Here is a 20,607-nt window from a genome sequence, read left to right as displayed (position 1 = left end):
AAAAGCCTCAGCATAGCCAGCTATGCTTGCAGTTTTATACCTGCACACTCGAATCCACATCCCACGCGATTGGTATAGTTATTTACGAAACAATGTATTAGCCGCAAACTGCAAGGAGTTTGCGAATGCTTTCTTTATGGATTATAGCATTTCAGGGGAAAATGAGGCAAGAGAAGAAGTGTTTTTTACTGAATCAAATAAGTCCCCTGCTTCAATTACGAAAAAGTAATAAGTAATAAGCAGTGGGCGGCGTGTATTAGGAAGAATGCAACGGCGTTTAGAAGCAGGGAAAGGAATAGTGGGCATGTCTAAAAACAAGGTACTGCACTAATTCATGTGGCCACTGTTATGGATACATTGTAAGCCGGTCCTGATAAATTGCAAAGTAGCTATTGGGTGTAGAACTGCGTAGCGAATACGGGTATTTTTATTCGTTTGAACCCAAATTGGATAGATATGTTTGCACACTTGAAGGTGAGTTGCCAGATACTGTCATCAGTATTCTCCAGGATTTCGGTCAGATGCTTTTGTGAACTGGATGGGGAATTAACAAGTTAAGTGAATGTAGTAAAAATGTGTAGTTATATGAAAAAATAGAGGGTAAGGCGGAAAATATGGGGGATTTTATAGAAAAACGATATAAGAGTAAGGATGAAATAAAGAGAAATAAGAGATTATTTCTGCGAAGAGAGCACTATGATAATGATAATAACACAAACGTTGAGTACGATAAAAAGGACTTTATAAAAGAAAATGCTGGCAAATAAAGAGAAATAATAGGATATTTACGAATAAAAAAGTATTAAAGTACAAATTATAGTACTTTAAATAAAAAAGTACGATAAAACGTACTTTACACGCGAGCACATATAAAAAAGCCTTAAAATATAAAATGTGCACCTGCACACATGCGACAAAAAGATAAAATATAGAGCCGTTCATACTTTAAACATGTAAAATTTTGATTGATCGAATAAAAGAAAGCAGCTGCTTCGATTATAAAAAAACAATAAGCTGTGGGTGGGAAAATACTTGTACTCTTCCTGATAAACTGTAAAACAGCTATTTTGTGTAAAACTATGATCGAATGCAAAAATTTTTGTCCGCATGACTGGGATAAAGGGAAGACAGGGAAGTCTTTTACGGCTTGATTTAGAAGAAAAAAGCCTATTAAGTGAAATTTATTTTATGCCAGTTCTATGCCGGAACCTTATTCAGATACATTTTATATTGGATATTACAAAATGAAACTATGCTTGAAAAAGTCTTTAGTTAACAGGTACATAACGAATATATAACAGGATTGGAAGAAAAATGAAATAAATACGCAAATCTTTCGTAAACATAATAAAACAAACAAAAATCAAAATTTCCAGTTTCATAATATTATATTTTTTCACGAAAGATACATGTATTTCACACTATAAAAACACTCCGGGAAAAGAAGTTTCCATTTACTATATATAGATGCTTTAGGGGAATATAAAGATAACAGCCACATTATTTTGTGGATGGAGTTTCTTGTACTTTTTACATGCTTTCGTGATACAGATAATGCCAGAGAGAATATATCGGAGTATTTTTTTGACATTTCTCATTGATTTTATAATGTGTTCGTAACTGTTCAGTACCTTTGCAGTTACAAGTCAAACCGTGTCCTTGATCGATTTCGTTGATGGCATTTTTAACCGGATCGAGGAAGTCACTTGCTTCAATTATAAATATTGGTTTGATAATCTGTCTTAGGATGTTTCACGTGAAACATCCTAAGACAGATTAAGAATAAAGAGTCATAACCCCATCTTTGACAATTGCAGAAATAAAAAACAGCTGTAGTTCGTGCTTATGTGTTTTATGGTAGGTTTAATATAGAGTTTAATCGAATCAAGTAATTCACCTGCTTCAATTGTGAACTACAATAAGCAGTGGTTGGGGACTTGCTTGTATCAGGAGAAGTACAGTCTCCTTCTGATAAACTGCGAAGCATTTATTAAGCTATGAGCAGTAGTGAAGAGAATGTTTTTATCCGCTTGACTTAAAAAATGTTTCGCAACAACGACAACTCATATGCGCTTTACGGTAGCGTGATATAGTTTTTAATCGAGTCAGGAGGTCCCCTGCTTCAAGTGTAAGAAGCAATAAGCAGCGGTTGGTGACTTGCTTGTATCAGGAAGAGTACAAGCAAGTTTTAATAAACTGCGGAGCAGTTATTCGGTGTAAAGCTGCGTAGCAACTGCGGATGCTTTTGTTTGTATGACTCGAATCAGGAGGTCCCACTGTTTTTGGCTTCAATTGCAAGAAACGATAAGCAGTGGTTGAAGAACTGCTTCTTATCAGGGAAGAGTAGCTTGTAGTCCTTTTGGTAAATCGCGAAGCAGTTATTCAGTGTAGAACTGCGAATGTGTTTACAGATGCTTTTATTCGCTTGATAATAATAGTAATGTTTTTAGTGTTCAGATAAAATTTGAAAATGCTATAAATGCTGTAAAAGAAAGGGATTTCGATGCCTATGTAGCAGTGTGCAAGGTTCCATAAAAGATAATATATCTATACCGAGAAAATCGAATTATTTTCGAGATTACGATAAATCAGAACAATTTCAGCAAAATATCTATAAATGGGAACTTCATTTCTGGTACGTTTTTATGGCGTAAAATATATAGTCTGATTGGTAACAAATAAAACTGGAAGTTTATGCGGAGTTGATGGACTTTATAATCGATGTACTGTTACTGTCAAACTTCTGTTTAGTCCGGAATGAGTTTGGGTATACTACACAATAAATAAAATAATTCAAAACCTATTTTCTATTGTTTCACGTGAAACATTATGTGGCAGTTTAAAAATAAAAGTGTTATAATGATATCCAATGAGTAAAAATCCCTTAAAAAAATAAAAAGGAGGGGTACAATGGGACGAATCATTGCAGTTGCCAATCAGAAAGGCGGGGTTGGAAAATCAACGACAGCCATCAATCTATCGGCCTGCCTTGCTGAAAAAGGGAAAAAGGTTCTTGCCATCGACATTGATCCGCAGGGAAATACGACCAGTGGACTTGGCGCAGACAAGAATGCAGTAGAAAACACCCTTTATGAGCTGCTGCTTGGAGAAGCAGAGACCAAGGATACCATTATAAAGAACGTTGTAGATAATGTTGACCTGATACCATCGAATATGAATCTTTCCGGTGCAGAAATTGAACTGGTTGATCTTGAGGATAAAGAATTTATTCTGAAAAAGATCACGGATAAACTTCGTCGGAAATATGATTACATAATCATGGATTGTCCGCCGTCACTGAGTATGCTTACAATTAATGCTTTGACAGCCGCAACCTCCGTTCTGGTGCCGATTCAGTGTGAGTATTATGCATTGGAAGGTTTGTCACAGTTGATACATACCATCGAACTGGTAAGAGACCGATTGAATAAGAGATTGAAGATCGAAGGCGTGGTCTTTACTATGTATGATGCCAGAACAAATCTGTCACTTCAGGTTGTAGAAAATGTAAAAGAAAACCTGGACCAGAATATATACAAAACGATCATACCGAGAAATGTACGACTTGCAGAGGCACCAAGCTATGGAAAACCGATCAATCTGTACGATTCACGATCTACAGGAGCAGAGAGTTATCGCCTCCTGGCAGAAGAAGTTATAGGCAGGGAGGGCGAGTGATGGCTGGAAGAAGAACAGGAGGCCTTGGAAAGGGTCTTGACGCACTGATCCCGAACAAAGCAGGCGGTCCGTCAAAGGAACCTGCAAAAAAGACAAGATCTGCAGTTGTAAAAAAAGACAAACCAACTGAAAAAGATAATCCGGCCGCAGAACGACTTGTGAAAATTTCCAGCGTAGAACCAAATCTGAATCAGCCCAGAAGACATTTTGATGAGGATGCGCTGTTGGAACTTTCGGAATCCATTAAACAGTACGGTGTTCTTCAGCCGTTGTTGGTATCCGATAAGAAGGATTATTTTGAGATCATTGCAGGCGAACGCCGCTGGAGAGCTGCCAAGATGGCAGGGCTCAAGGAAGTTCCTGTTGTTGTAAAAGAGTTTACAGACCAGGAAATCGTAGAAATTTCCCTGATCGAGAACATTCAGCGGGAAGACCTGAATCCTATAGAGGAAGCGATGGCATACAAACGTCTGATGGAAGAGTTTCACCTGAAACAGGATGAAATCGCAGACAGAGTTGCCAAAAGCAGAACTGCAGTAACTAATTCCATGCGTCTTCTGAAGCTTTCTTCAAAAGTTCAGGAAATGGTAATTGCAGATATGATCTCAGCTGGTCATGCGAGAGCACTTCTGGGAATTTCTGATGAAGCTCTTCAGGAAACAACAGCCATGAAGGTTTTTGATGAAAAACTCAGTGTTCGTGAGACGGAAAAACTTGTAAAGAATCTGGTTTCTCCTGCGAAAAAAGTAAAAACAGAGAGAAACACAGCAGAAGATGCCATTTATGAGAGCCTGGAAGAAAAAATGAAAGGTATCATGGGAACAAAGGTATCCATTCAGCGAAAGAAAAACAACAAAGGTAAAATTGAAATTGAATATTATTCCAGAGATGAACTGGAGAGGATCATTGATCTGTTCGAATCTATCAGATAGGAGGCAGAATGAGCGGGATTTTTGAAAGCATGGGAATTGATTCCGGGATTGTGATCATTGTTTTGCTGATCCTTACCATCATTCTTCTGATCAATGTGGTGAGTAGCAATATGCGTCTCAGCCGTTTGGAACGGAAGTACAAGATGTTTATGAGAGGCGGAGATGCACAGTCACTGGAAAAAGTTTTTGTAAGAAAATTTGCACAGATCGACCGGCTGTATGAAGCAAAGGAAGATCATGATCATGACATCAGCTTTATCAAAAAAAATATGAATGTAATGTTCAGCAAATATGGTGTTGAAAAGTATGATGCATTTGATGATGTAGGTGGAAAACTCAGCTTTGCACTGGCGCTTCTTGATAAAAACAATACGGGTCTGATCTTGAATGCGGTTCACAGCCGCGATAACTGTTTCCTTTATTTAAAGGAGATCGTAAAAGGTGAGTCCTATGTTGTACTTAGTCAGGAAGAAGTGGAAGCTTTGAGAAAAGCAGTAAACTTTGGACTTGGTGAGATTGAGAAGGAATAAAAAACTGCAAAGAGTAAGAATATTTTTAATACAGGAGGAATATCATGTTAGACATTAAGTTTGTGAGAGAGAATCCGGAGGTTGTAAAGCAGAATATCCGCAATAAGTTCCAGGACAGCAAACTGGAGCTGGTTGACAAGGTTCTCGAACTTGATAAAGAAAACAGAGAGATCAAGCAGGAGGTTGAGGCTCTCCGTGCTGAGAGAAACAAGATCTCCAAACAGATCGGTGCTCTTATGGGCCAGGGAAAAAGAGAAGAGGCAGAAGAGGTTAAAAAACAGGTTGCTGCATCCGGAACTCGTATTGAGGAACTTTCTCAGAGAGAGAAAGAGGTTGAGGAAGAGCTTCTGAAAGATATGATGGTGATCCCGAACATCATCGATCCTTCTGTACCGATCGGTAAAGACGACAGCCAGAACGTAGAGATTGAGAAATTTGGTGAGCCGGTTGTTCCGGATTTTGAAGTTCCGTATCATACAGATATCATGGAGAATTTTGATGGAATCGATCTTGACAGCGCAAGACGTGTTGCCGGTAACGGATTCTATTATCTGATGGGTGATATCGCACGCCTTCATTCCGCAGTAATTTCCTATGCAAGAGATTTCATGATCAACCGGGGATTTACTTACTGCGTACCGCCTTTCATGATCAGAAGCAACGTTGTTACAGGCGTTATGAGCTTTGCGGAGATGGATGCTATGATGTACAAGATCGAAGGTGAGGATCTTTACCTGATCGGAACAAGTGAGCATTCCATGATTGGTAAATTCATTGACCAGATCATCCCGGAGGAAGAGCTTCCGAAGACACTTACAAGCTATTCTCCGTGCTTCCGTAAAGAGAAAGGTGCTCATGGACTTGAGGAGAGAGGTGTTTACCGTATCCATCAGTTCGAGAAACAGGAGATGATCGTTGTCTGCAAGCCAGAGGAGAGTAAGATGTGGTTCGACAAACTGTGGCAGAATACAGTAGATCTGTTCCGTTCTCTTGATATTCCGGTTCGTACGCTTGAGTGCTGCTCCGGTGACCTTGCTGATCTTAAGGTAAAATCCCTCGATGTTGAGGCATGGTCTCCACGTCAGAAGAAATACTTTGAGGTAGGAAGCTGCTCCAACCTTGGAGATGCACAGGCACGTCGTCTGAAAATCCGTGTAAACGGCAAAGATGGCAAGAAATACCTTGCTCATACATTAAACAATACAGTAGTAGCACCTCCGAGAATGCTCATTGCTTTCCTGGAGAATAACCTGAATGCAGATGGATCTGTAAACATTCCAAAAGCTCTGCAGCCATATATGGGCGGTATGACAAAGATTGAGAAAAAGACACGCGCGTAAGAGAAACGCAGGCTTTTTCAGGGAGGTGTTCTTGTGCACAGTTATTTAAAGACCGTTGGTTTTTCACAGATTACCAGAAGAAGTGAAATAAAAGAGATCATCCGTGATGTGATCGCAAGCTACGATGAAAAGGTTTGCGTGGAAAATCATCCGGAAGGCGTATTTGTACAGTTTTCCAAGAATTATGGCTGTGACTGTGGAATCAGCGTTTGTGGTCAGTACGATGAGAACGGTGAGTTTCACGTGGAATATTATTTCCCATTTTTCAGGGGAACAGGAATCACATCCAGGGAAAAAGTGACTGTTGAACGTCATACAGATAAGGAATCTTATGCAGGAGCATGTGATGATTTGCGTATTGGCGTGACTATGATCTTTTATCTGCAGAATCTGGCAGAATATATGCAGGAGAAATACAAAGGCCTGAAAGACCCGGGGGACCGTCCGGTGACGGTTTCCGGTCTGGCTTCTGAGGGAAAGATCCTGTTTCCGCTGCAGAAGGATAAGGAAGCGGTAAAGGTGGAGAGAGAGCTTTCCAAAAACAGGACTAATCTGATCGCAGCAGCGCGTAATGGTGATGAGGAAGCTATGGAGAGCCTTACAATGGAGGATATGGATACTTACTCCATGATTTCCCAGAGAATTGTTACAGATGATGTTCTCACGATCGTGGACTCTTATTTCATGCCTTATGGAATTGAATGTGATCAGTATAATGTTCTTGGTGAGATTCTGGATATCATGAAATTTAAGAATATCCTGACAGGTGAAGAAATCTGCCAGATGACTATAGAGAGCAATGATATACAGTTTGATATCTGCATCAACAGCAAAGATCTTCTCGGTGAACCGGCAGTTGGACGCCGCTTCAAAGGAACAATCTGGCTGCAGGGTCAGCTGCACTATTAAGTTTTCAAATTTAGAATTAATTCTTGTAATTTCAAAATAAATATAGTAAAATAATGGTTGTGAAACTTTTGGAAGTGTTCGAAATGTTTCACAACCATATATGTCCATATAGCTCAGCTGGATAGAGCACTCGCCTCCTAAGCGAGGGGTCGGAGGTTCAAATCCTCTTATGGACGGGCTTCAAAGCGTTCGAAAATGTTAGCTGGATTAGCTGACAGCGAACGCTTTTCTTATTTTCTAATCACGTTCGTGACATGAAATTCCATTCAAAATGATCCATTTCCAGCTAACACAATCCGATTTTTGTTAGCTGACAGCTAATCAAAATCACCGGTTTGCAAACATGGTTTTTCAAGAGTCCAGCTAACATTTGGGTTCCACTCTGTTGTCACCCCTTATTTGGGGATGTAAATCAGAGAAAAGGCGGGAAAAGAAACAATCTCTCCGAAACCTGCAAACATTAATTAGCTGAAACAGTATACAATTCTATTAGCTACAGCTAATGGTCAAACAGCAATGTCTGTTTGGAACTTTACCTACAACAAAAGTTCCAGGCAGGCATTTTTTATTTCCTGAATCCTGGAGCATTACAATCCTGGTTTCGTCTGTATTTCTTCTGCAGGTTCTCTGGCCAATCATATGCTTTCACTGGTATGGTGTTGCACTGATAATCAGTACGTTTCGAAGTCCCTGAGGTGTAGAATATCCGGCTGAATCATGATCAATGCCTAATGCACAAAGTTCTGCATAATGATCCAGATCTGATTGACAGCTTTTCTTGTAAATATCCTGGATTTCTTTATCTGCTTTCATGATCCCATATGGAATAGCAAATGCAGCGTGACCGGAATAATTGCTGTACTGCAGAGATGCACTCATGTACTTTACTTAGTTCTGATGCCTTGTGATCTGTGCCAGGAAGCGTCTGCTTGCACCAACAACAGCCACGGTAATGACCATGAATTTCTGTACGGTTGGATGTGGAAGCCCCGCAATGTTTTCTACGGTCTTCTGACTGTAGGATTGATGGTAAAGGTCCATCAGATCTGCCATGCTCTGAATCGTATGACCGTGTTGTGTGAGCCTGGCAGCAAAGACCATATTTTGTTCTGCTTCCCGGATTCCATAGCAGTTTAAGATAGCTGTTTCAATGTGATCCATAGGCCTGTTCCTCCTTTACCAGAGCTTTTAAAAGGATCAGATAATTGATGCAGTCTGTGATTTTTTCATCCCACTGTTCCATGTCAAAATGTAACAGAGTGGAATAACACATATCGTAAAGGGATACGACATGTTTCGACATCATGCCGGCCAGTGCTGCTTTTGGATCACAGTTCTGTAAAGCGGTAGCAATCTTGAATGCACTGAGGCGGTCAATATTATCACCGGTATATTCTTTCTTTTTATGTGCCAGAATATCGGCACACTTTCTCATCTGAAGTTCAAATACAACATTAAATTCTTCTTGTGTCATGTGATAGTTCCTCCTTTGTTTTGTAATAGTTATCGTTCGAGATCTTTGGTTTTTGATTTCACTGGTTCTGGAATCTGCATCTGAAGAATGGCATCAACATTCTGATCGGCAGTGTCCAGATCTTTTAATTTTTCTTTCAAGCTGCTTATTGCTTCTTCTTCGGAAGCTATCTGCTGTTGCAGTTTTTCTTTTTGTAAAGTCAGGGTTTTTAGGCTTGTCATCTTTCCATCCTGATAAAAGGATCTCAGCCAATCTCTGGCTTCTTCATATTTCTGAATTTCTTTCGCATGTTCTTTCCGGTACTTTCCTTTGTACTTTGCATTTGAAAATTGGGAATAAACTTCCTTGTTTGCATAGTACTGTCCGGTGTAGCGGATCTGATCGTTGAGAGTCCTTAGATTGGACCGATGCTGAGCAAACTGTGTCTGCATTTCTTTCAGTTCCTGCTTTGATGCAAGCAGTGTGTTTTTCAAATCTGACTGCGTATCAAATCCATGTTCCTGCACATAGATAATAGTATTTGCCATTTGTTGCAGGTTAGAAAGTTTTACCCGATGAGCATAAGCCGGGCTCTGCATTGCTTTCACATTTGTCTGGAGATTTACAACCAGGCGTAGGTGAGATCTGACGTAGAGAATGGCCAATGGATCCTTGCGTAAGAAGGTCTGTTCCAGGTGCTCTTTTCCATATCGTGTTCCAAGTGCACGTTCAGTAATCCGCTTCTGTCGATTAGGATGAAGATAGCTGTATCTGCCACGATGCTCAATCACAGAGATCTGAAATAGTTCCAGAAGTTTAGATTGGAATTCATCAAAATTACTGGAAGTGACAGCACATTCATCAATCGCTTGTCGCAAATATTCCTTCTGTGTAAGGAACACGGAGGATGTTGGTTTGAGACTATCTTCGATGATTTTCTGATTGATCTCATCTAATTTTTGCTGACCATGTTTCTGTGCCATATACTCTTTCTGAGTGATTTTTCTTTCAGTCGGAGCAAGAAGATCTATCTGGTGAAGTCCTTCCTGTTGGCACCGATCCATGACAGTTTTCTTAAAAGTGTTCATGAATTTATCTGTGGAACGATGCTTGTATCCGGCGGCTTCTTCATGTGGTTTATCCATATAAGGCTGCCTTTCCACTGCAGATTTTCTCACACTGTTTATTACGATATGGGTATGGATATTTCCGGATTCATTGTGACCATCGGTATGAGTAACCACCAGTGCCTGATATCCAGGAAACATTTGCTTTGCAAGTTCCAAACTGATTGCCTGTGCTCTCTTTCCGGTAAGACCGTTTTCTGTAACATCGGCTGGATCGTAGCTGATAATGTAGTGATGACTTTTGATGTCTTCACGTTTCTTATTCTTATGAAAATGAGCATTTGTCAGTTCGCATTCTTTGTCAAAAGACATCGGATCACAGTTCAGTCCATCCATATAAAACTCTTTTCGCAAGATGCTTCGACCGGATTCATCTACAATCTTTTTCCCGGTTTTTTCATCATGTTCAAACAGAAGGTAATTGATAGCAGCCGAGTAATTAGCATTTCTGCTTTTAATGTGTTTTACGATTGCCATTCATACCACCTGCCAGTTTCAGTACCTCTTTTCTCAATAGGAATAAGTCCGTGATGCACTGATGGATTTGATTTTCTATAGCACGTGACTGACTGCCGCCACTGTTAAAATACTTGGCAATCTGATTGAGATTCGATCCAATTTTTCCATATTCACTGACCAGTTTTCTGAGATCGTTCATGTCTGCAACAACTTCAATCTGGTGATTTATTTGCTTTTCAAGCAGGAGTTTTCTCAGATATTCTGATCGGCTAATAGATAAACAAGCAGCGCCTTGGTCTAATAAATCCAGTTCGACATCTGTAAGACGTAATCCTATAAAATGTCTGTGATTCAGTTCTTTATCTTCGTTTTTTGTTCTCATACTCCTCCTTCCGCTGAGACTATTCCTCCCGCCGGGAGTCCACGTATTTCAATATCGGCTGTCCCTTCCGATATTAGAAATAGTGCTGTGAACACCTTTAGGTGGAACCAACAGACAAGTGAAGCGTCTGTTATTGAGAGGGTATGGGGAGATCCCCATCAAGATAAATCCCATAGGATGACAGGATGCCAAATGGCAATACTGTTAAACATGGGTGGATCTTGCTCTGTATGTGTACCCCTCTATATAACGAAACGCTCAGAGGCTGTTTTACAGTGGGGGAAAAGAAGAAATATCAAAAAATGATGATACACGTGGCGAGCATGGATGCGGAAGCCACAGCTGTCATTAAGAAGAATAACAAAAATAATAATACGAAGGATGCACCAGGGTAATGGAGAAGTTACCATAGTGCATCCTTTTTGTGTTATTTTCCAATCTGAAAGAGTTCTATGGAGTACTTTATAAAATTTTTGCAGGTTCAGGTGAACGTGCGGTTTCTGAGTATAGTATGGATATAAATAATTTCATGATGTAATCTCAAAGACAAGATAGTATAATAGGATATAGAAAATCTTTTGGAGGTAAAAAAATGCCAGATGCTAGAGGAAACAAGATCAGCTGTTCTAATTATCAGTGTGAGATCGAACTGACTGTGGAAATACTGAGCGGAAAGTGGAAGGCGCTTCTTATATGGAATCTTCATCAAAAGGGGACCATCCGGTACAATGAATTCAGAAAGCAGATTCCCTCGATCACTCAAAAAATGTTAACACAGCAGTTAAGAGAATTGGAGAAGTATGGAATTATTTCCAGAAAAACTTATCCTACTGTACCGCCAATGGTGGAATATTCACTGACAGAAATAGGTAAAGAACTGATTCCCATCATGGAAGCCATGGATCACTGGGGAAAGCAATATGTGAAGGAATATCATAAAAATAAAGATGATGAATAATTTTTTTGTCTCATATCCTACCAAAAAGTGCGTTTCATACTAAAAAGTGCCTTCTTCACAAATAAGAATAATAAGTTAAAATAATAACAAACCAAGAAATACACACCTTATGTCCAAATAAACAGGGTGTGTATTTTCGTGCAAAAATAAAAAAGGAGAAGGTAAAATGGACACAGAAAAGAAATTAAGGAAAGGATTATTGTTAGGTATTCTGGTAGGAATTGCATGGGGACTGGACGGTGTATTAATGGGGAGACTCGGACTGAATTCGATTTTTACGGATTCTGCCTATGCATTTTCTAAGGGGATTTCAGAAAAAAGTTTTCTTTATTCTCCGTTAGTGACAGCTTTTTTTCATGAAAGCTTCTGCTTTCTATGGGTTGCAGTGGTCCTGCTGTATCACAAACAATTAAAACAGGTATTTCAGTTGCTGTTTACAACAAAAAAAGGGAAGGCAACAGCAATTGCGGCGCTGGTTGGTTCTCCGATCGGAATGAGTGCATATCTGCTGGCTATCAAGTATGCAACTGCACCATATGCTTCCAGTATTTCTGTAGTTTATCCGGGCGTTGGTGCGATATTGTCTTATCTGATTCTGAAAGAACGTTTATCCCTTAGGGCAGTTACAGGAATAGCGATCAGCCTGACAGGCTCATTTATGCTGGGTTTCCGTCCGACGGGAGATATTCCAGATACTTTTCTGAAAGGAATTCTATTTGCAGTTATTGCAGTATTCGGATGGGCTTCCGAGGGAGTTATCATAGGATTTGTTATGAAATACAGCAAGGGAGAGGATCATGTGGAAGCAACACCACAGCAATGTCTTTGCCTAAGATATTTTATTTCGATGATTGCTTATGCACTGGTAGTTCTTCCGGCAATTCAGGGATATCCGATGGCAAAGGAAATTGTGACATCAGGTCTGGTAGTGAGATATGCAATGATTGCAATTTTAGGAGCGATTACATATTTATCCTGGTATAAAGCAGTGGACTTAGTGGGGTGTGCTATGGGAACCGCATTAAACAGCACGGCCGCTCTTTGGACAATTATATTCAGTGCAGTATTATTTGGGAGTAAAATCTCATTGTGGCTTGCAATATGGGGCGTGGTTATCGTTGCAGGTGTGTTTGTTTTTGCGATTGATCCGAAAACATGGAAGAAAAATATATCAAATAAGAAGCAGAAGTAAGAAACGAGGAGGTATATTATGTTAAAGCAGAGCGTAATTGATAATATGAAAGAAATTGCAGAACACTGTATGGGAGAAGAAACAGCTGCATGTGTTGCAACGTGTCCTATGCACACAAATGTAAAAGAATATGTTCGATTAATCCGGGAAGGAAAAGGAGAAGAGGCAATAAAAGTTATCCGAGATCAGCTGTTTTTACCGGGAACTCTGGGAAGAATCTGTGCGCACCCTTGCGAAGGAAAATGCAAATGGAACGAAGGGAAGAGCCCTATGGCGATTGCGTCCTTAAAAAGATATGCAGCAGATCATTTTGACCGGGAAGAAGACTGGAATCTTTCCTGTAAGGACGAAAATGGGAAAAAAGTAGCAGTGATCGGTGCCGGACCATCCGGATTGCAGGCAGCATTGGAACTGAGGAAAGAAGGCTGTCAGGTGACCGTATTTGAAAAAATGCCTGTAAGAGGAGGAATGCTTCGAATCGGCATTCCGGCATATCGTCTTCCAAGAACAATTCTGGAACGAGAGATCAGCTACCTGGATCGTCTGGGAGTAAAATTTGAATTAAATTGTGAAATCGGAAAGAATAAACCGTTTAGTGAAATTCTGGAAAATTTTGACAGTGTCATTGTTGCAGTGGGAAAACAGCAGGGGCGTGTTGACAGAAGCCTGGACCACTGGGATGCAAAAGGAATTTTCAGCGCTGCGGGATTTCTGAAGGAAGCTGCCATGTCTCAAGATGTGAAAGAGTCCGGAAAAGTTGTTCTTGTTGTAGGAGGCGGAGATGTGGCCATGGACTGCGCGAGAACTGCACGGCGTCTTAACGCAGCAGAAAAAGTTTACTCTGTCTGTCTTGAGGACAGTTATGATACCATGGCTTCTTCAAATCACGAAATAAAAGGGGCACTGGCAGAGGGAGTAAAATTTAATCATGCTCAGGCTATCCAGAGAATTCATACAGACGAAAATGGCAGGGTATCTGGTGTTACACTTAAAAAATGTTTATCTATGTTTGACGAAAACGGAAGGTTTGCTCCTACATATGATGAAGAGGATACAAGGGAACTGAAGGTGGATACCATTGTCTTTGCCATTGGACAGGGAGTGGAAGCTGAATTTGCAGGGGAGATTTTGGAACAGCGTCCTAATTCTACCTTCGCCTGTGACAAGGATACATTGCAGTCAACAAAGAACGAAAAGATTTTTGTTGCAGGAGATGCTTCCGGTGAATCTGTGATTGCTATTCAGGCTCTTGCAACCGGAAGAAGAGCTGCTCAATCTGTAATTCGATTTTTGAGAGGAGAAGACCTGCGGTCCGGAAGAGAATTAAAAGACACCTGGACATATGAAACAAAATTGCAAATGCCGGTTGACTGGGATGCGATTACCGGTCAAAGAGAAGATATGCAGGAGCTGGATCCAAAGAAGAGAATTCATTCTTTTGATGAGGTGGCTCTGGGATATACAAAAGAAGAAGCAGAAAGAGAAGCCGCCAGGTGCAGACAGTGCGAGTGTAAGCTCTGTATGAAAGAATGTATCATGCTGAATGATTACACAGAGTGCCCGAAATCTTTATTTAAAAAGTATCTGGAGGAGGGATATGAAAATCTGGATCATATGATTGCATATTCCTGTAATGAGTGCAGTCAATGTACACTGAAGTGCCCGAAAGAATTTAACATGAAGGGAATATTCACGGCGCTAAAAGAAGATTATGCAGAGAAAAATAACGGTCTTGTCCCGTTGGAAATCTTAAAAGAGAGTGATCGTACGCAGGAAAAGGAGTGTGGAGACGAATACTGTACCAGAGTAGATGGCAGTTTGCAGAAAAAAGAAGTACATAAGAAGCAGAAAACAAAATATGTTTTTGTTCCTGGATGTACCGTGTCTGCATACTCTCCAAAGGGAGTAGAAAACATTGTGAAACACCTTAAAGAATGTCTGGGACATGAAAATGTAGGCGCATTATTACAATGTTGTGGAAAAGTCACCCGCTTTATTGGCGAAACAGAAAAGTTTGAGGAACGAAATAAAAAAGCTATTGATATTTTAGATGATATGGGAGCAGAAGTGATCATAACAGTATGTCCTTCCTGTTACAAAGTATTTAAAGAAACTGCTAAAAATCAGAAAGTGATCGCATATTGGGATCTGATGAAGAATCTGATCGGTATTCCGGAAACAGCAAGAGGAATCGGAAAAGGCTCTGACGTAGTTTTCAACATTCATGATTCCTGTGTAACTCGAGATGAGACATCTCATCACGAGAGTGTGAGATGGGTTTTGGATGAACTGGGTTATAACTGGACAGAAATAGAACGAAACGGCAAAAACACCAGATGTTGTGGTGTTGGCGGTATGGTATGCAGTTCAAATCCGGAATTATATGAGCGTGTTTATACAAGAAGAGCGAATGACTTTGATCAGCACAATATTGTAACGTATTGCGGATCCTGCAGAGGAACCATGCAGGCGGCTGGAAAAGATGCTGTACATATCCTGGATTTGCTTTTTGGTCAAAAATATACAAAGGATCAGGAGGGAGCGCGCGGATATCAGACTGAACAGGAAATGTGGGAAAAAAGATTAGAGACCAAAGAAAGATTGAATCATTTGCGGTAAGATTATTAAATGTCAGAGCTGATACAACTCATGATATTTTGAGGTTTGAGACGGATTAACAGAGACTATGAAGAAAAGTCTGTAAAGAAGATCTTCTATAATGATAAGAATGGGCGAAAGGCTTGAATAAAATCAGCTTTTCGCCCTTGCTTTATATATAACAGTTATAAAATTGCATGTAGGCAGCACTTCGGTACCTGGGATATTATTTCTTTGAGATTGTGTGCCGCAGTCAGCAAACTCAAATCTTCAGAAATTCCAGATATTCTATTCCGTATAATAATTTTATAGAAGTTATCGAAGAACTGTTTTAGGAAATTCTAAAATAAAAACAGTTCCTTCTGAAGAAGGTTCTAACCGGATGTTACCATGCAACTGTTCCATAATCCGTTGGCAAATAGGAAGACCCAAACCACTGCCTTGTGAACTTCCCTTAACAAAGGGTTTAAAAAGCTCCTGCTGGATTTTTTCTGGTATCTGTGAACCATCATTGTAAAATTTAATAATATGATGAGTCTTGGTTTCTGATTGAGAAATTACAGAAACAGAATCTCCGTATTTTACTTGGTTAGAAATAAGATTCTCAAACAGAATCCTGATGTGCTCGCAGCTTCCATATACAGTCAGATCTGGTTTTATATCGATATTCCAGTGTTTAATATGAGAATCGTTACCCAAAAGTGCAACTATTTCTTGAATACAAGGAAGAATTGCAATTTCCTGCAAATCTTCAGATGCATCTAATGAGGTTAAGTGGACAATCATAAGAAGATCTTGAACACGTTCCTTTATTCTATCAGATTGCATAAGAATGGTGTTTAAAGACTCCTCAAGAGTCCCTTTTGGATAGTATCCGTCTAAAGCAGAGCTTACATATCCCTCAATAATCATAAGCGGTGTTTTTAATTCATGAGAAATATATTGGAGAACTTGCTGTCGATTTTCATCATTTTTTTCTAAAGAACACCTCATAATTTCTAAATCTTCTGCAAGTGCTCGAAATTCCTGATCGCAGGTTTCAATATCAATAGGTGCTATATGCTTCCCTTGAGCAATTTCTTTTGAATAACTACGTAATCGGGAAATTCCTTTATAAAAGTCACGACTTAAACTATTGGAATATATGAACGATATTCCAACAATAATAATTGCAAATACAAACAGGAAGGCAACTATTTGAGGAAAAGTCTCTGTATAAATATCTTTGATAATAGAGTATTTGTATAGTGTTTCTCCATTTTTGGTATTTAATTCTATAGTATACAAAAGATGTTTTTCATCAATTGTTTCTCGATATAACTCTTTGACTTCTTCTTGTTCATGAGCATGCTCTTGAATTTGTTGAGCTACTTTTGCGCCATGAATCCCCTCTACCACATCAATACTGTCAGTGGTAACACCTAAAATCCATTCGTTTTTGATTCCCATATCCTGATTTTTTTGGAAGGTAAGTTGATCAATAACACGATCTTCAAATAAATGACTAAAGTGAAAAAATGACCAATAATATACAACTCCAAGACATAAAAGTGTAACAATAAGTATGAAAAATGCGGAGCTAATGAGCATCCGTTTTCGAAATCCTTGTAATTTTTTCATTAGTTATAACGGTATCCATAGCCGTAAATAGTTTCAATTTGCAGTTTCGGTAGCTTGCGCCTAATATTTTTTATGTAATTATCGACAATTCTGTCACTTCCAAAGTATTCATCTGACCAGACATCCTGAAGAAGCTGTTCCCGTGAAATGGCCTGTCCTTTGTGGCGGAGAAAAAAAAGGATAATATCAAATTCACGGCTGGTAATGTCTACTTTTTCACCAGAATTTAACACAATCCGACGAGATAAATATATTTCGTAGCATCCAAGAGAGATAATATTGTCATTCTGCTTTTCTGTGCTTTGCTTTTGCTGTAAAAGTTTCTTTATGCGAAAAATAAGCTCTGCGGGAAGAAACGGTTTCGCAATATAATCATCACATCCTAGTTCAAATCCAGAGACGCGATCAAAACGGTCTCCTTTCGCTGAGATAATAATTACGGAGACATTGGAATTCTGTGCCTTTAATAATTTTAAAATATCAAGTCCACTTCCGTCTGGAAGCATAATATCCACAACCCAAACAGAAATATCAGAATTTAATTGCTGTCGTGCTTCAGCAAAGCTACTACAAGATATCACGGAATAACCTTCCTTTTCAAGATAAAATTGCATTAAACGGTTTAAATCCGGTTCATCTTCTACGATACATATCCATTTCATATATAAAACCACCTTGTGTTATTGTGCTAATTCCTTAATTATACATTTTAACACAATTCAATACAATTTTATAGGAAATATGCACGTTTTTCACAAAATTCTTAAATACAATTACACTGTAAGGAGGTTAGAGATATGCAGGAAAGGAAAAAGTGTAAAAAATTTAAAATGCCCACTTCATTTACAACCATTATCATACTGACCATTGCAGTTGCTGTTTTGACATTTATCATTCCAGCAGGACAGTATGAATATAAAGAAGGAATGCCAGTAGCAGGAACTTATCAGGTTGTCACATCGAATCCACAGGGATTATGGGATATCTTAAAAGCTCCCATAGAAGGTTTCAGAGGTGCTATAGATATCATTCTGTTTGTTTTGGTTTTGGGCGGTTGTCTTGGTGTTCTATTTGAGACAAAGGCTATTGATGCGGCTCTTTCTAAGGTGGTTGAAAAATCAAAAGGAAGAGAAAAAATGTTAATACCAATAGTAATGGGAATTTGTGCAATTGGTGGGACCACTTATGGCATGGCAGAAGAAACTATTGCATTTTATCCCATACTAATACCTGTTCTCTTAACGGCAGGATACGATGTTGTAACAGGTATTATGGTAGTGCTTTTGGGTGCCGGAGTAGGAATTGTAGGAGGTATTTCTAATCCTTTTTCAGTGGGAATTGGTTCAAACATAGCAGGTATTTCTCTGGGAGATGGTATTCTTACGAGATTGGTGTTATTTATAGCTTGTTTTATATTTGCAGTTTTTTTTGTTATGCATTATGCGGAGAAGGTTCGAAAGGATCCTACAAAATCTATTGTTTATGATATTCGAGATATTACAAATGCACCATTTGAAAAAAACAATACGAACGAGATTATAGAATTTACTCCAAAGCGAAAGAAAGTTATTACAATTTTTGGATGTATGTTTTTGCTGATGATTATTGCCATTATTCCATGGGGAAGTAAATTTGGAGTTCACATTTTTGAAGATTTTCATGAATTTTTGACAGGTATTCCTATTTTGGGAAGTATTTTAGGTCACATCGTTCCTTTAGGAGATTGGTTCTTTACAGAAATGACCATGCTATTTTTAGCAGGTGCTGTTTTAATAGGAATTGTATATGGATTTAATGAAAAGAAAATAGTAGATCTTTTTATTTATGGGGCGAAAGATATTTTGAGCGTTGCATTGATTTTGGGAGTTGCAAAAGGATTGTCAGTGATTATGACAGATGGATTAATCATAGATACTGTTCTGCATTATGGAGAAATGCTACTGTCTAACATTTCAGGTGTGATTTTTCCTGCCATTGCATATATTTTGTATATTCCAATGTCATTGTTAATTCCGTCTTCTTCTGGCTTACATACTGCAACAATCCCTATTTTAGCACCGCTAGGAGATTTTTTGAATGTAGGACGTGAATTTATTGTAATGGCATGTCAGGCGGGAAGTGAAACGATGAACTTTATTTCGCCTACGCAGGCTGTGTTAATTGGAGCACTGACACTTGCAAATGTTCCATACGAAAGATGGTTGAAGCATATATTACCGTTTTTCTTTGGTATTATTGCGATTACCTGTAGCGTGCTTACTGTTGGATGTATATTTTTTTAAGGATGCATATTTAAGAAAGAAATGGAGGAAATGAATGATGAAAGTTACTGTAATTGGAGCTGGAAATGGTGGTCTTACTGCAGCGTATGTTTTGGCGAAGAATGGAAATGAGGTTTGTATTTATGACTCTCCAAAATTCCCGGCACAAGTAAATGCAGTTGAAGAAAAAGGTGGCATTACAGCGTTATCAGAGGATAATGGCATGAAAATGCTGTTCCCGGGAGTCGAAAAAATTGCTTTGGCTACAACAGACATTGAAAAAGCAATGGGATTTTCAGACACGTTTATGATGGTTTGTCCGTCTTTTGCACAGGAAATTATGTTTTCAGCCATGCTTCCATATGTAAAAGATGGAATGAAAATTTTTATTATCCCTGGAAATTATGGTGGTCTTGTATTGAATAAGATGCTACAAAATTCTGACAAGCGTGGAACAGATATTACTTTTATCGATACAATCAGTTTGCCATGGGCTACTCGTGCTGTTGATGCCGGAACGATTTCTATTATGGGTGTAAAAGAATTTATGCCATTGAGTATTTTCCCAAAGGCGAAGCAAACAGAGGATATGATAAAATTTGTGAGGGAAATTTTCCCGATTCCTGTTGAAATTTTGGAGAATCCGGTAGTAGCAGCTTTAGAAAATATTAATTTTGGTGCACATCCGCTTTTTACGATTTTAAATATGGGATTATTGGAGAATTTTGAAGGTGGATACAACTTCTATCGTGACTGCTGTTCACCATCCATTGCAAAAGTGGAGGATGCTTTGGATCGGGAACGATTAACTGTTGGAGAAAGCTTGCATTTGCATCTACGTACCGAATTAGAGGCAATGAATGCTCTTTATGCAAGTGATTGCTCTTCTATTTATGAATTTAACAGAGGCTCAAGTGCACATGGAAAAATCAAAAATGCTCCTGCTAATTCAAAAAATCGTTATATTACAGAAGATATTCCATATTTATTTGTTCCTTTCTGTGAATTGGCTAAAATCTGCGGTGTTCAAGTTCCAGCTGCTGAAGCATTAATTACTTTAGCGAATCTCTATAACGATGTAGACTATCGTAAAACAGGACGTACGTTGGAGAAGATAGGATTTAATCATTGGACAAAACAAGAAATTCTTGAATTTCTCCAAGTATAA

General features: G+C 38.9%; 16 protein-coding genes, 1 tRNA gene and 1 pseudogene. 12 read left to right on the top strand and 6 right to left on the bottom strand.

Going from position 1 to position 20,607, the window contains the following annotated elements; genetic code table 11:
• Nucleotides 1-614: 614 nt before the first annotated feature.
• The 7 genes from CCC17_RS05205 (at nucleotide 615) to CCC17_RS05175 (ending at nucleotide 7,565) form a co-directional block, all read left to right on the top strand.
• The gene (locus CCC17_RS05205; RefSeq protein WP_287082648.1) at nucleotides 615-767 is read left to right on the top strand and encodes a hypothetical protein; all 153 of its coding nucleotides are present in this window, start codon (nucleotides 615-617) and stop codon (nucleotides 765-767) included.
• Between the two features lie 2,143 nt (nucleotides 768-2,910).
• Complete coding sequence (locus tag CCC17_RS05200) at nucleotides 2,911-3,678, top strand: ParA family protein (protein WP_092072358.1); 768 nt, start codon at nucleotides 2,911-2,913, stop codon at nucleotides 3,676-3,678.
• Entirely contained in the window at nucleotides 3,678-4,610 is a 933-nt protein-coding gene (locus tag CCC17_RS05195) for a ParB/RepB/Spo0J family partition protein (RefSeq protein WP_022426830.1), read from the top strand. The genes CCC17_RS05200 and CCC17_RS05195 overlap by 1 nt, the downstream gene beginning before the upstream one ends.
• Nucleotides 4,611-4,618: 8 nt before the next feature.
• Nucleotides 4,619-5,140, top strand: a complete 522-nt coding sequence (locus CCC17_RS05190; RefSeq protein ID WP_015526535.1) for a DUF4446 family protein — start codon at nucleotides 4,619-4,621, stop codon at nucleotides 5,138-5,140.
• Between the two features lie 44 nt (nucleotides 5,141-5,184).
• A complete protein-coding gene (gene serS / locus CCC17_RS05185; RefSeq protein ID WP_015526534.1) occupies nucleotides 5,185-6,480 on the top strand; it encodes a serine--tRNA ligase in 1,296 nt (431 codons plus the stop codon).
• Between the two features lie 33 nt (nucleotides 6,481-6,513).
• On the top strand, nucleotides 6,514-7,389 hold the full coding sequence (locus tag CCC17_RS05180; RefSeq protein ID WP_059086529.1) for a DUF3881 family protein: 876 nt from the start codon (nucleotides 6,514-6,516) through the stop codon (nucleotides 7,387-7,389).
• A gap of 102 nt (nucleotides 7,390-7,491) precedes the next feature.
• Nucleotides 7,492-7,565: transfer RNA gene (locus tag CCC17_RS05175), tRNA-Arg, on the top strand.
• Nucleotides 7,566-7,968: 403 nt separating this feature from the next.
• On the opposite strand, the pseudogene CCC17_RS05170 reads toward CCC17_RS05175, so the two are convergent.
• The 4 genes and pseudogenes from CCC17_RS05170 to CCC17_RS05155 all read right to left on the bottom strand — a co-directional run.
• Nucleotides 7,969-8,550: pseudogene (locus CCC17_RS05170) on the bottom strand (FAD-dependent thymidylate synthase); the annotation flags it as partial.
• Nucleotides 8,537-8,863, bottom strand: a complete 327-nt coding sequence (locus CCC17_RS05165; RefSeq protein WP_287082647.1) for a hypothetical protein — start codon at nucleotides 8,861-8,863, stop codon at nucleotides 8,537-8,539. The gene CCC17_RS05165 and the pseudogene CCC17_RS05170, both read right to left, overlap by 14 nt.
• 29 nt (nucleotides 8,864-8,892) lie before the next feature.
• Nucleotides 8,893-10,446: a relaxase/mobilization nuclease domain-containing protein gene (locus tag CCC17_RS05160; protein ID WP_287082645.1), complete on the bottom strand. Its 1,554-nt coding sequence runs from the start codon at nucleotides 10,444-10,446 to the stop codon at nucleotides 8,893-8,895.
• Nucleotides 10,424-10,810 (bottom strand): plasmid mobilization protein, encoded by a 387-nt coding sequence (locus CCC17_RS05155; protein ID WP_287082644.1) that lies wholly within the window; start codon nucleotides 10,808-10,810, stop codon nucleotides 10,424-10,426. The genes CCC17_RS05160 and CCC17_RS05155 overlap by 23 nt, the downstream gene beginning before the upstream one ends.
• A gap of 592 nt (nucleotides 10,811-11,402) precedes the next feature.
• On the opposite strand from CCC17_RS05155, the gene CCC17_RS05150 reads away from it, so the two are divergent.
• From CCC17_RS05150 to CCC17_RS05140, 3 genes are all read left to right on the top strand, one after another.
• A complete protein-coding gene (locus CCC17_RS05150; RefSeq protein ID WP_287082642.1) occupies nucleotides 11,403-11,768 on the top strand; it encodes a winged helix-turn-helix transcriptional regulator in 366 nt (121 codons plus the stop codon).
• 166 nt (nucleotides 11,769-11,934) lie between these two features.
• Complete coding sequence (locus CCC17_RS05145) at nucleotides 11,935-12,960, top strand: DMT family transporter (protein WP_287082640.1); 1,026 nt, start codon at nucleotides 11,935-11,937, stop codon at nucleotides 12,958-12,960.
• An 18-nt stretch (nucleotides 12,961-12,978) separates the two neighbouring features.
• Entirely contained in the window at nucleotides 12,979-15,579 is a 2,601-nt protein-coding gene (locus CCC17_RS05140; RefSeq protein WP_287082639.1) for an FAD-dependent oxidoreductase, read from the top strand.
• A gap of 294 nt (nucleotides 15,580-15,873) precedes the next feature.
• On the opposite strand, the gene CCC17_RS05135 is transcribed toward CCC17_RS05140, so the two are convergent.
• Both CCC17_RS05135 and CCC17_RS05130 read right to left on the bottom strand, forming a co-directional pair.
• Nucleotides 15,874-17,178, bottom strand: coding sequence for a sensor histidine kinase (locus tag CCC17_RS05135; RefSeq protein ID WP_119247150.1), 1,305 nt, complete (start codon nucleotides 17,176-17,178; stop codon nucleotides 15,874-15,876).
• On the bottom strand, nucleotides 17,178-17,840 hold the full coding sequence (locus CCC17_RS05130) for a response regulator transcription factor (protein WP_119247151.1): 663 nt from the start codon (nucleotides 17,838-17,840) through the stop codon (nucleotides 17,178-17,180). The genes CCC17_RS05135 and CCC17_RS05130 overlap by 1 nt, the downstream gene beginning before the upstream one ends.
• Before the next feature lie 135 nt (nucleotides 17,841-17,975).
• Between CCC17_RS05130 and CCC17_RS05125 the strand changes: the two genes are divergently transcribed.
• Complete coding sequence (locus CCC17_RS05125) at nucleotides 17,976-19,460, top strand: YfcC family protein (protein ID WP_287082638.1); 1,485 nt, start codon at nucleotides 17,976-17,978, stop codon at nucleotides 19,458-19,460.
• A gap of 34 nt (nucleotides 19,461-19,494) precedes the next feature.
• The gene (locus CCC17_RS05120; protein ID WP_287082636.1) at nucleotides 19,495-20,607 is read left to right on the top strand and encodes an NAD/NADP-dependent octopine/nopaline dehydrogenase family protein; all 1,113 of its coding nucleotides are present in this window, start codon (nucleotides 19,495-19,497) and stop codon (nucleotides 20,605-20,607) included.

Origin of the sequence: Blautia sp. LMAG:36 (assembly GCF_008680535.1) — a bacterium.
GTDB lineage: Bacteria > Bacillota > Clostridia > Lachnospirales > Lachnospiraceae > Blautia_A > Blautia_A fusiformis.
This window is presented reverse-complemented; position numbering and strand designations above follow the sequence as displayed.

What these genes read in the sequence shown, in the direction of transcription:
- CCC17_RS05150 (WP_287082642.1), top strand. Translation starts at nt 11,403, where the DNA reads ATGCCAGATGCTAGAGGAAACAAGATCAGCTGTTCTAATTATCAGTGT.
- CCC17_RS05200 (WP_092072358.1), top strand. Translation starts at nt 2,911, where the DNA reads ATGGGACGAATCATTGCAGTTGCCAATCAGAAAGGCGGGGTTGGAAAA.
- CCC17_RS05135 (WP_119247150.1), bottom strand. Translation starts at nt 17,178, where the DNA reads ATGAAAAAATTACAAGGATTTCGAAAACGGATGCTCATTAGCTCCGCA.
- serS (WP_015526534.1), top strand. Translation starts at nt 5,185, where the DNA reads ATGTTAGACATTAAGTTTGTGAGAGAGAATCCGGAGGTTGTAAAGCAG.
- CCC17_RS05205 (WP_287082648.1), top strand. Translation starts at nt 615, where the DNA reads ATGGGGGATTTTATAGAAAAACGATATAAGAGTAAGGATGAAATAAAG.
- CCC17_RS05165 (WP_287082647.1), bottom strand. Translation starts at nt 8,863, where the DNA reads ATGACACAAGAAGAATTTAATGTTGTATTTGAACTTCAGATGAGAAAG.
- CCC17_RS05195 (WP_022426830.1), top strand. Translation starts at nt 3,678, where the DNA reads ATGGCTGGAAGAAGAACAGGAGGCCTTGGAAAGGGTCTTGACGCACTG.
- CCC17_RS05120 (WP_287082636.1), top strand. Translation starts at nt 19,495, where the DNA reads ATGATGAAAGTTACTGTAATTGGAGCTGGAAATGGTGGTCTTACTGCA.
- CCC17_RS05130 (WP_119247151.1), bottom strand. Translation starts at nt 17,840, where the DNA reads ATGAAATGGATATGTATCGTAGAAGATGAACCGGATTTAAACCGTTTA.
- CCC17_RS05140 (WP_287082639.1), top strand. Translation starts at nt 12,979, where the DNA reads ATGTTAAAGCAGAGCGTAATTGATAATATGAAAGAAATTGCAGAACAC.
- CCC17_RS05160 (WP_287082645.1), bottom strand. Translation starts at nt 10,446, where the DNA reads ATGGCAATCGTAAAACACATTAAAAGCAGAAATGCTAATTACTCGGCT.
- CCC17_RS05145 (WP_287082640.1), top strand. Translation starts at nt 11,935, where the DNA reads ATGGACACAGAAAAGAAATTAAGGAAAGGATTATTGTTAGGTATTCTG.
- CCC17_RS05190 (WP_015526535.1), top strand. Translation starts at nt 4,619, where the DNA reads ATGAGCGGGATTTTTGAAAGCATGGGAATTGATTCCGGGATTGTGATC.
- CCC17_RS05125 (WP_287082638.1), top strand. Translation starts at nt 17,976, where the DNA reads ATGCAGGAAAGGAAAAAGTGTAAAAAATTTAAAATGCCCACTTCATTT.
- CCC17_RS05155 (WP_287082644.1), bottom strand. Translation starts at nt 10,810, where the DNA reads ATGAGAACAAAAAACGAAGATAAAGAACTGAATCACAGACATTTTATA.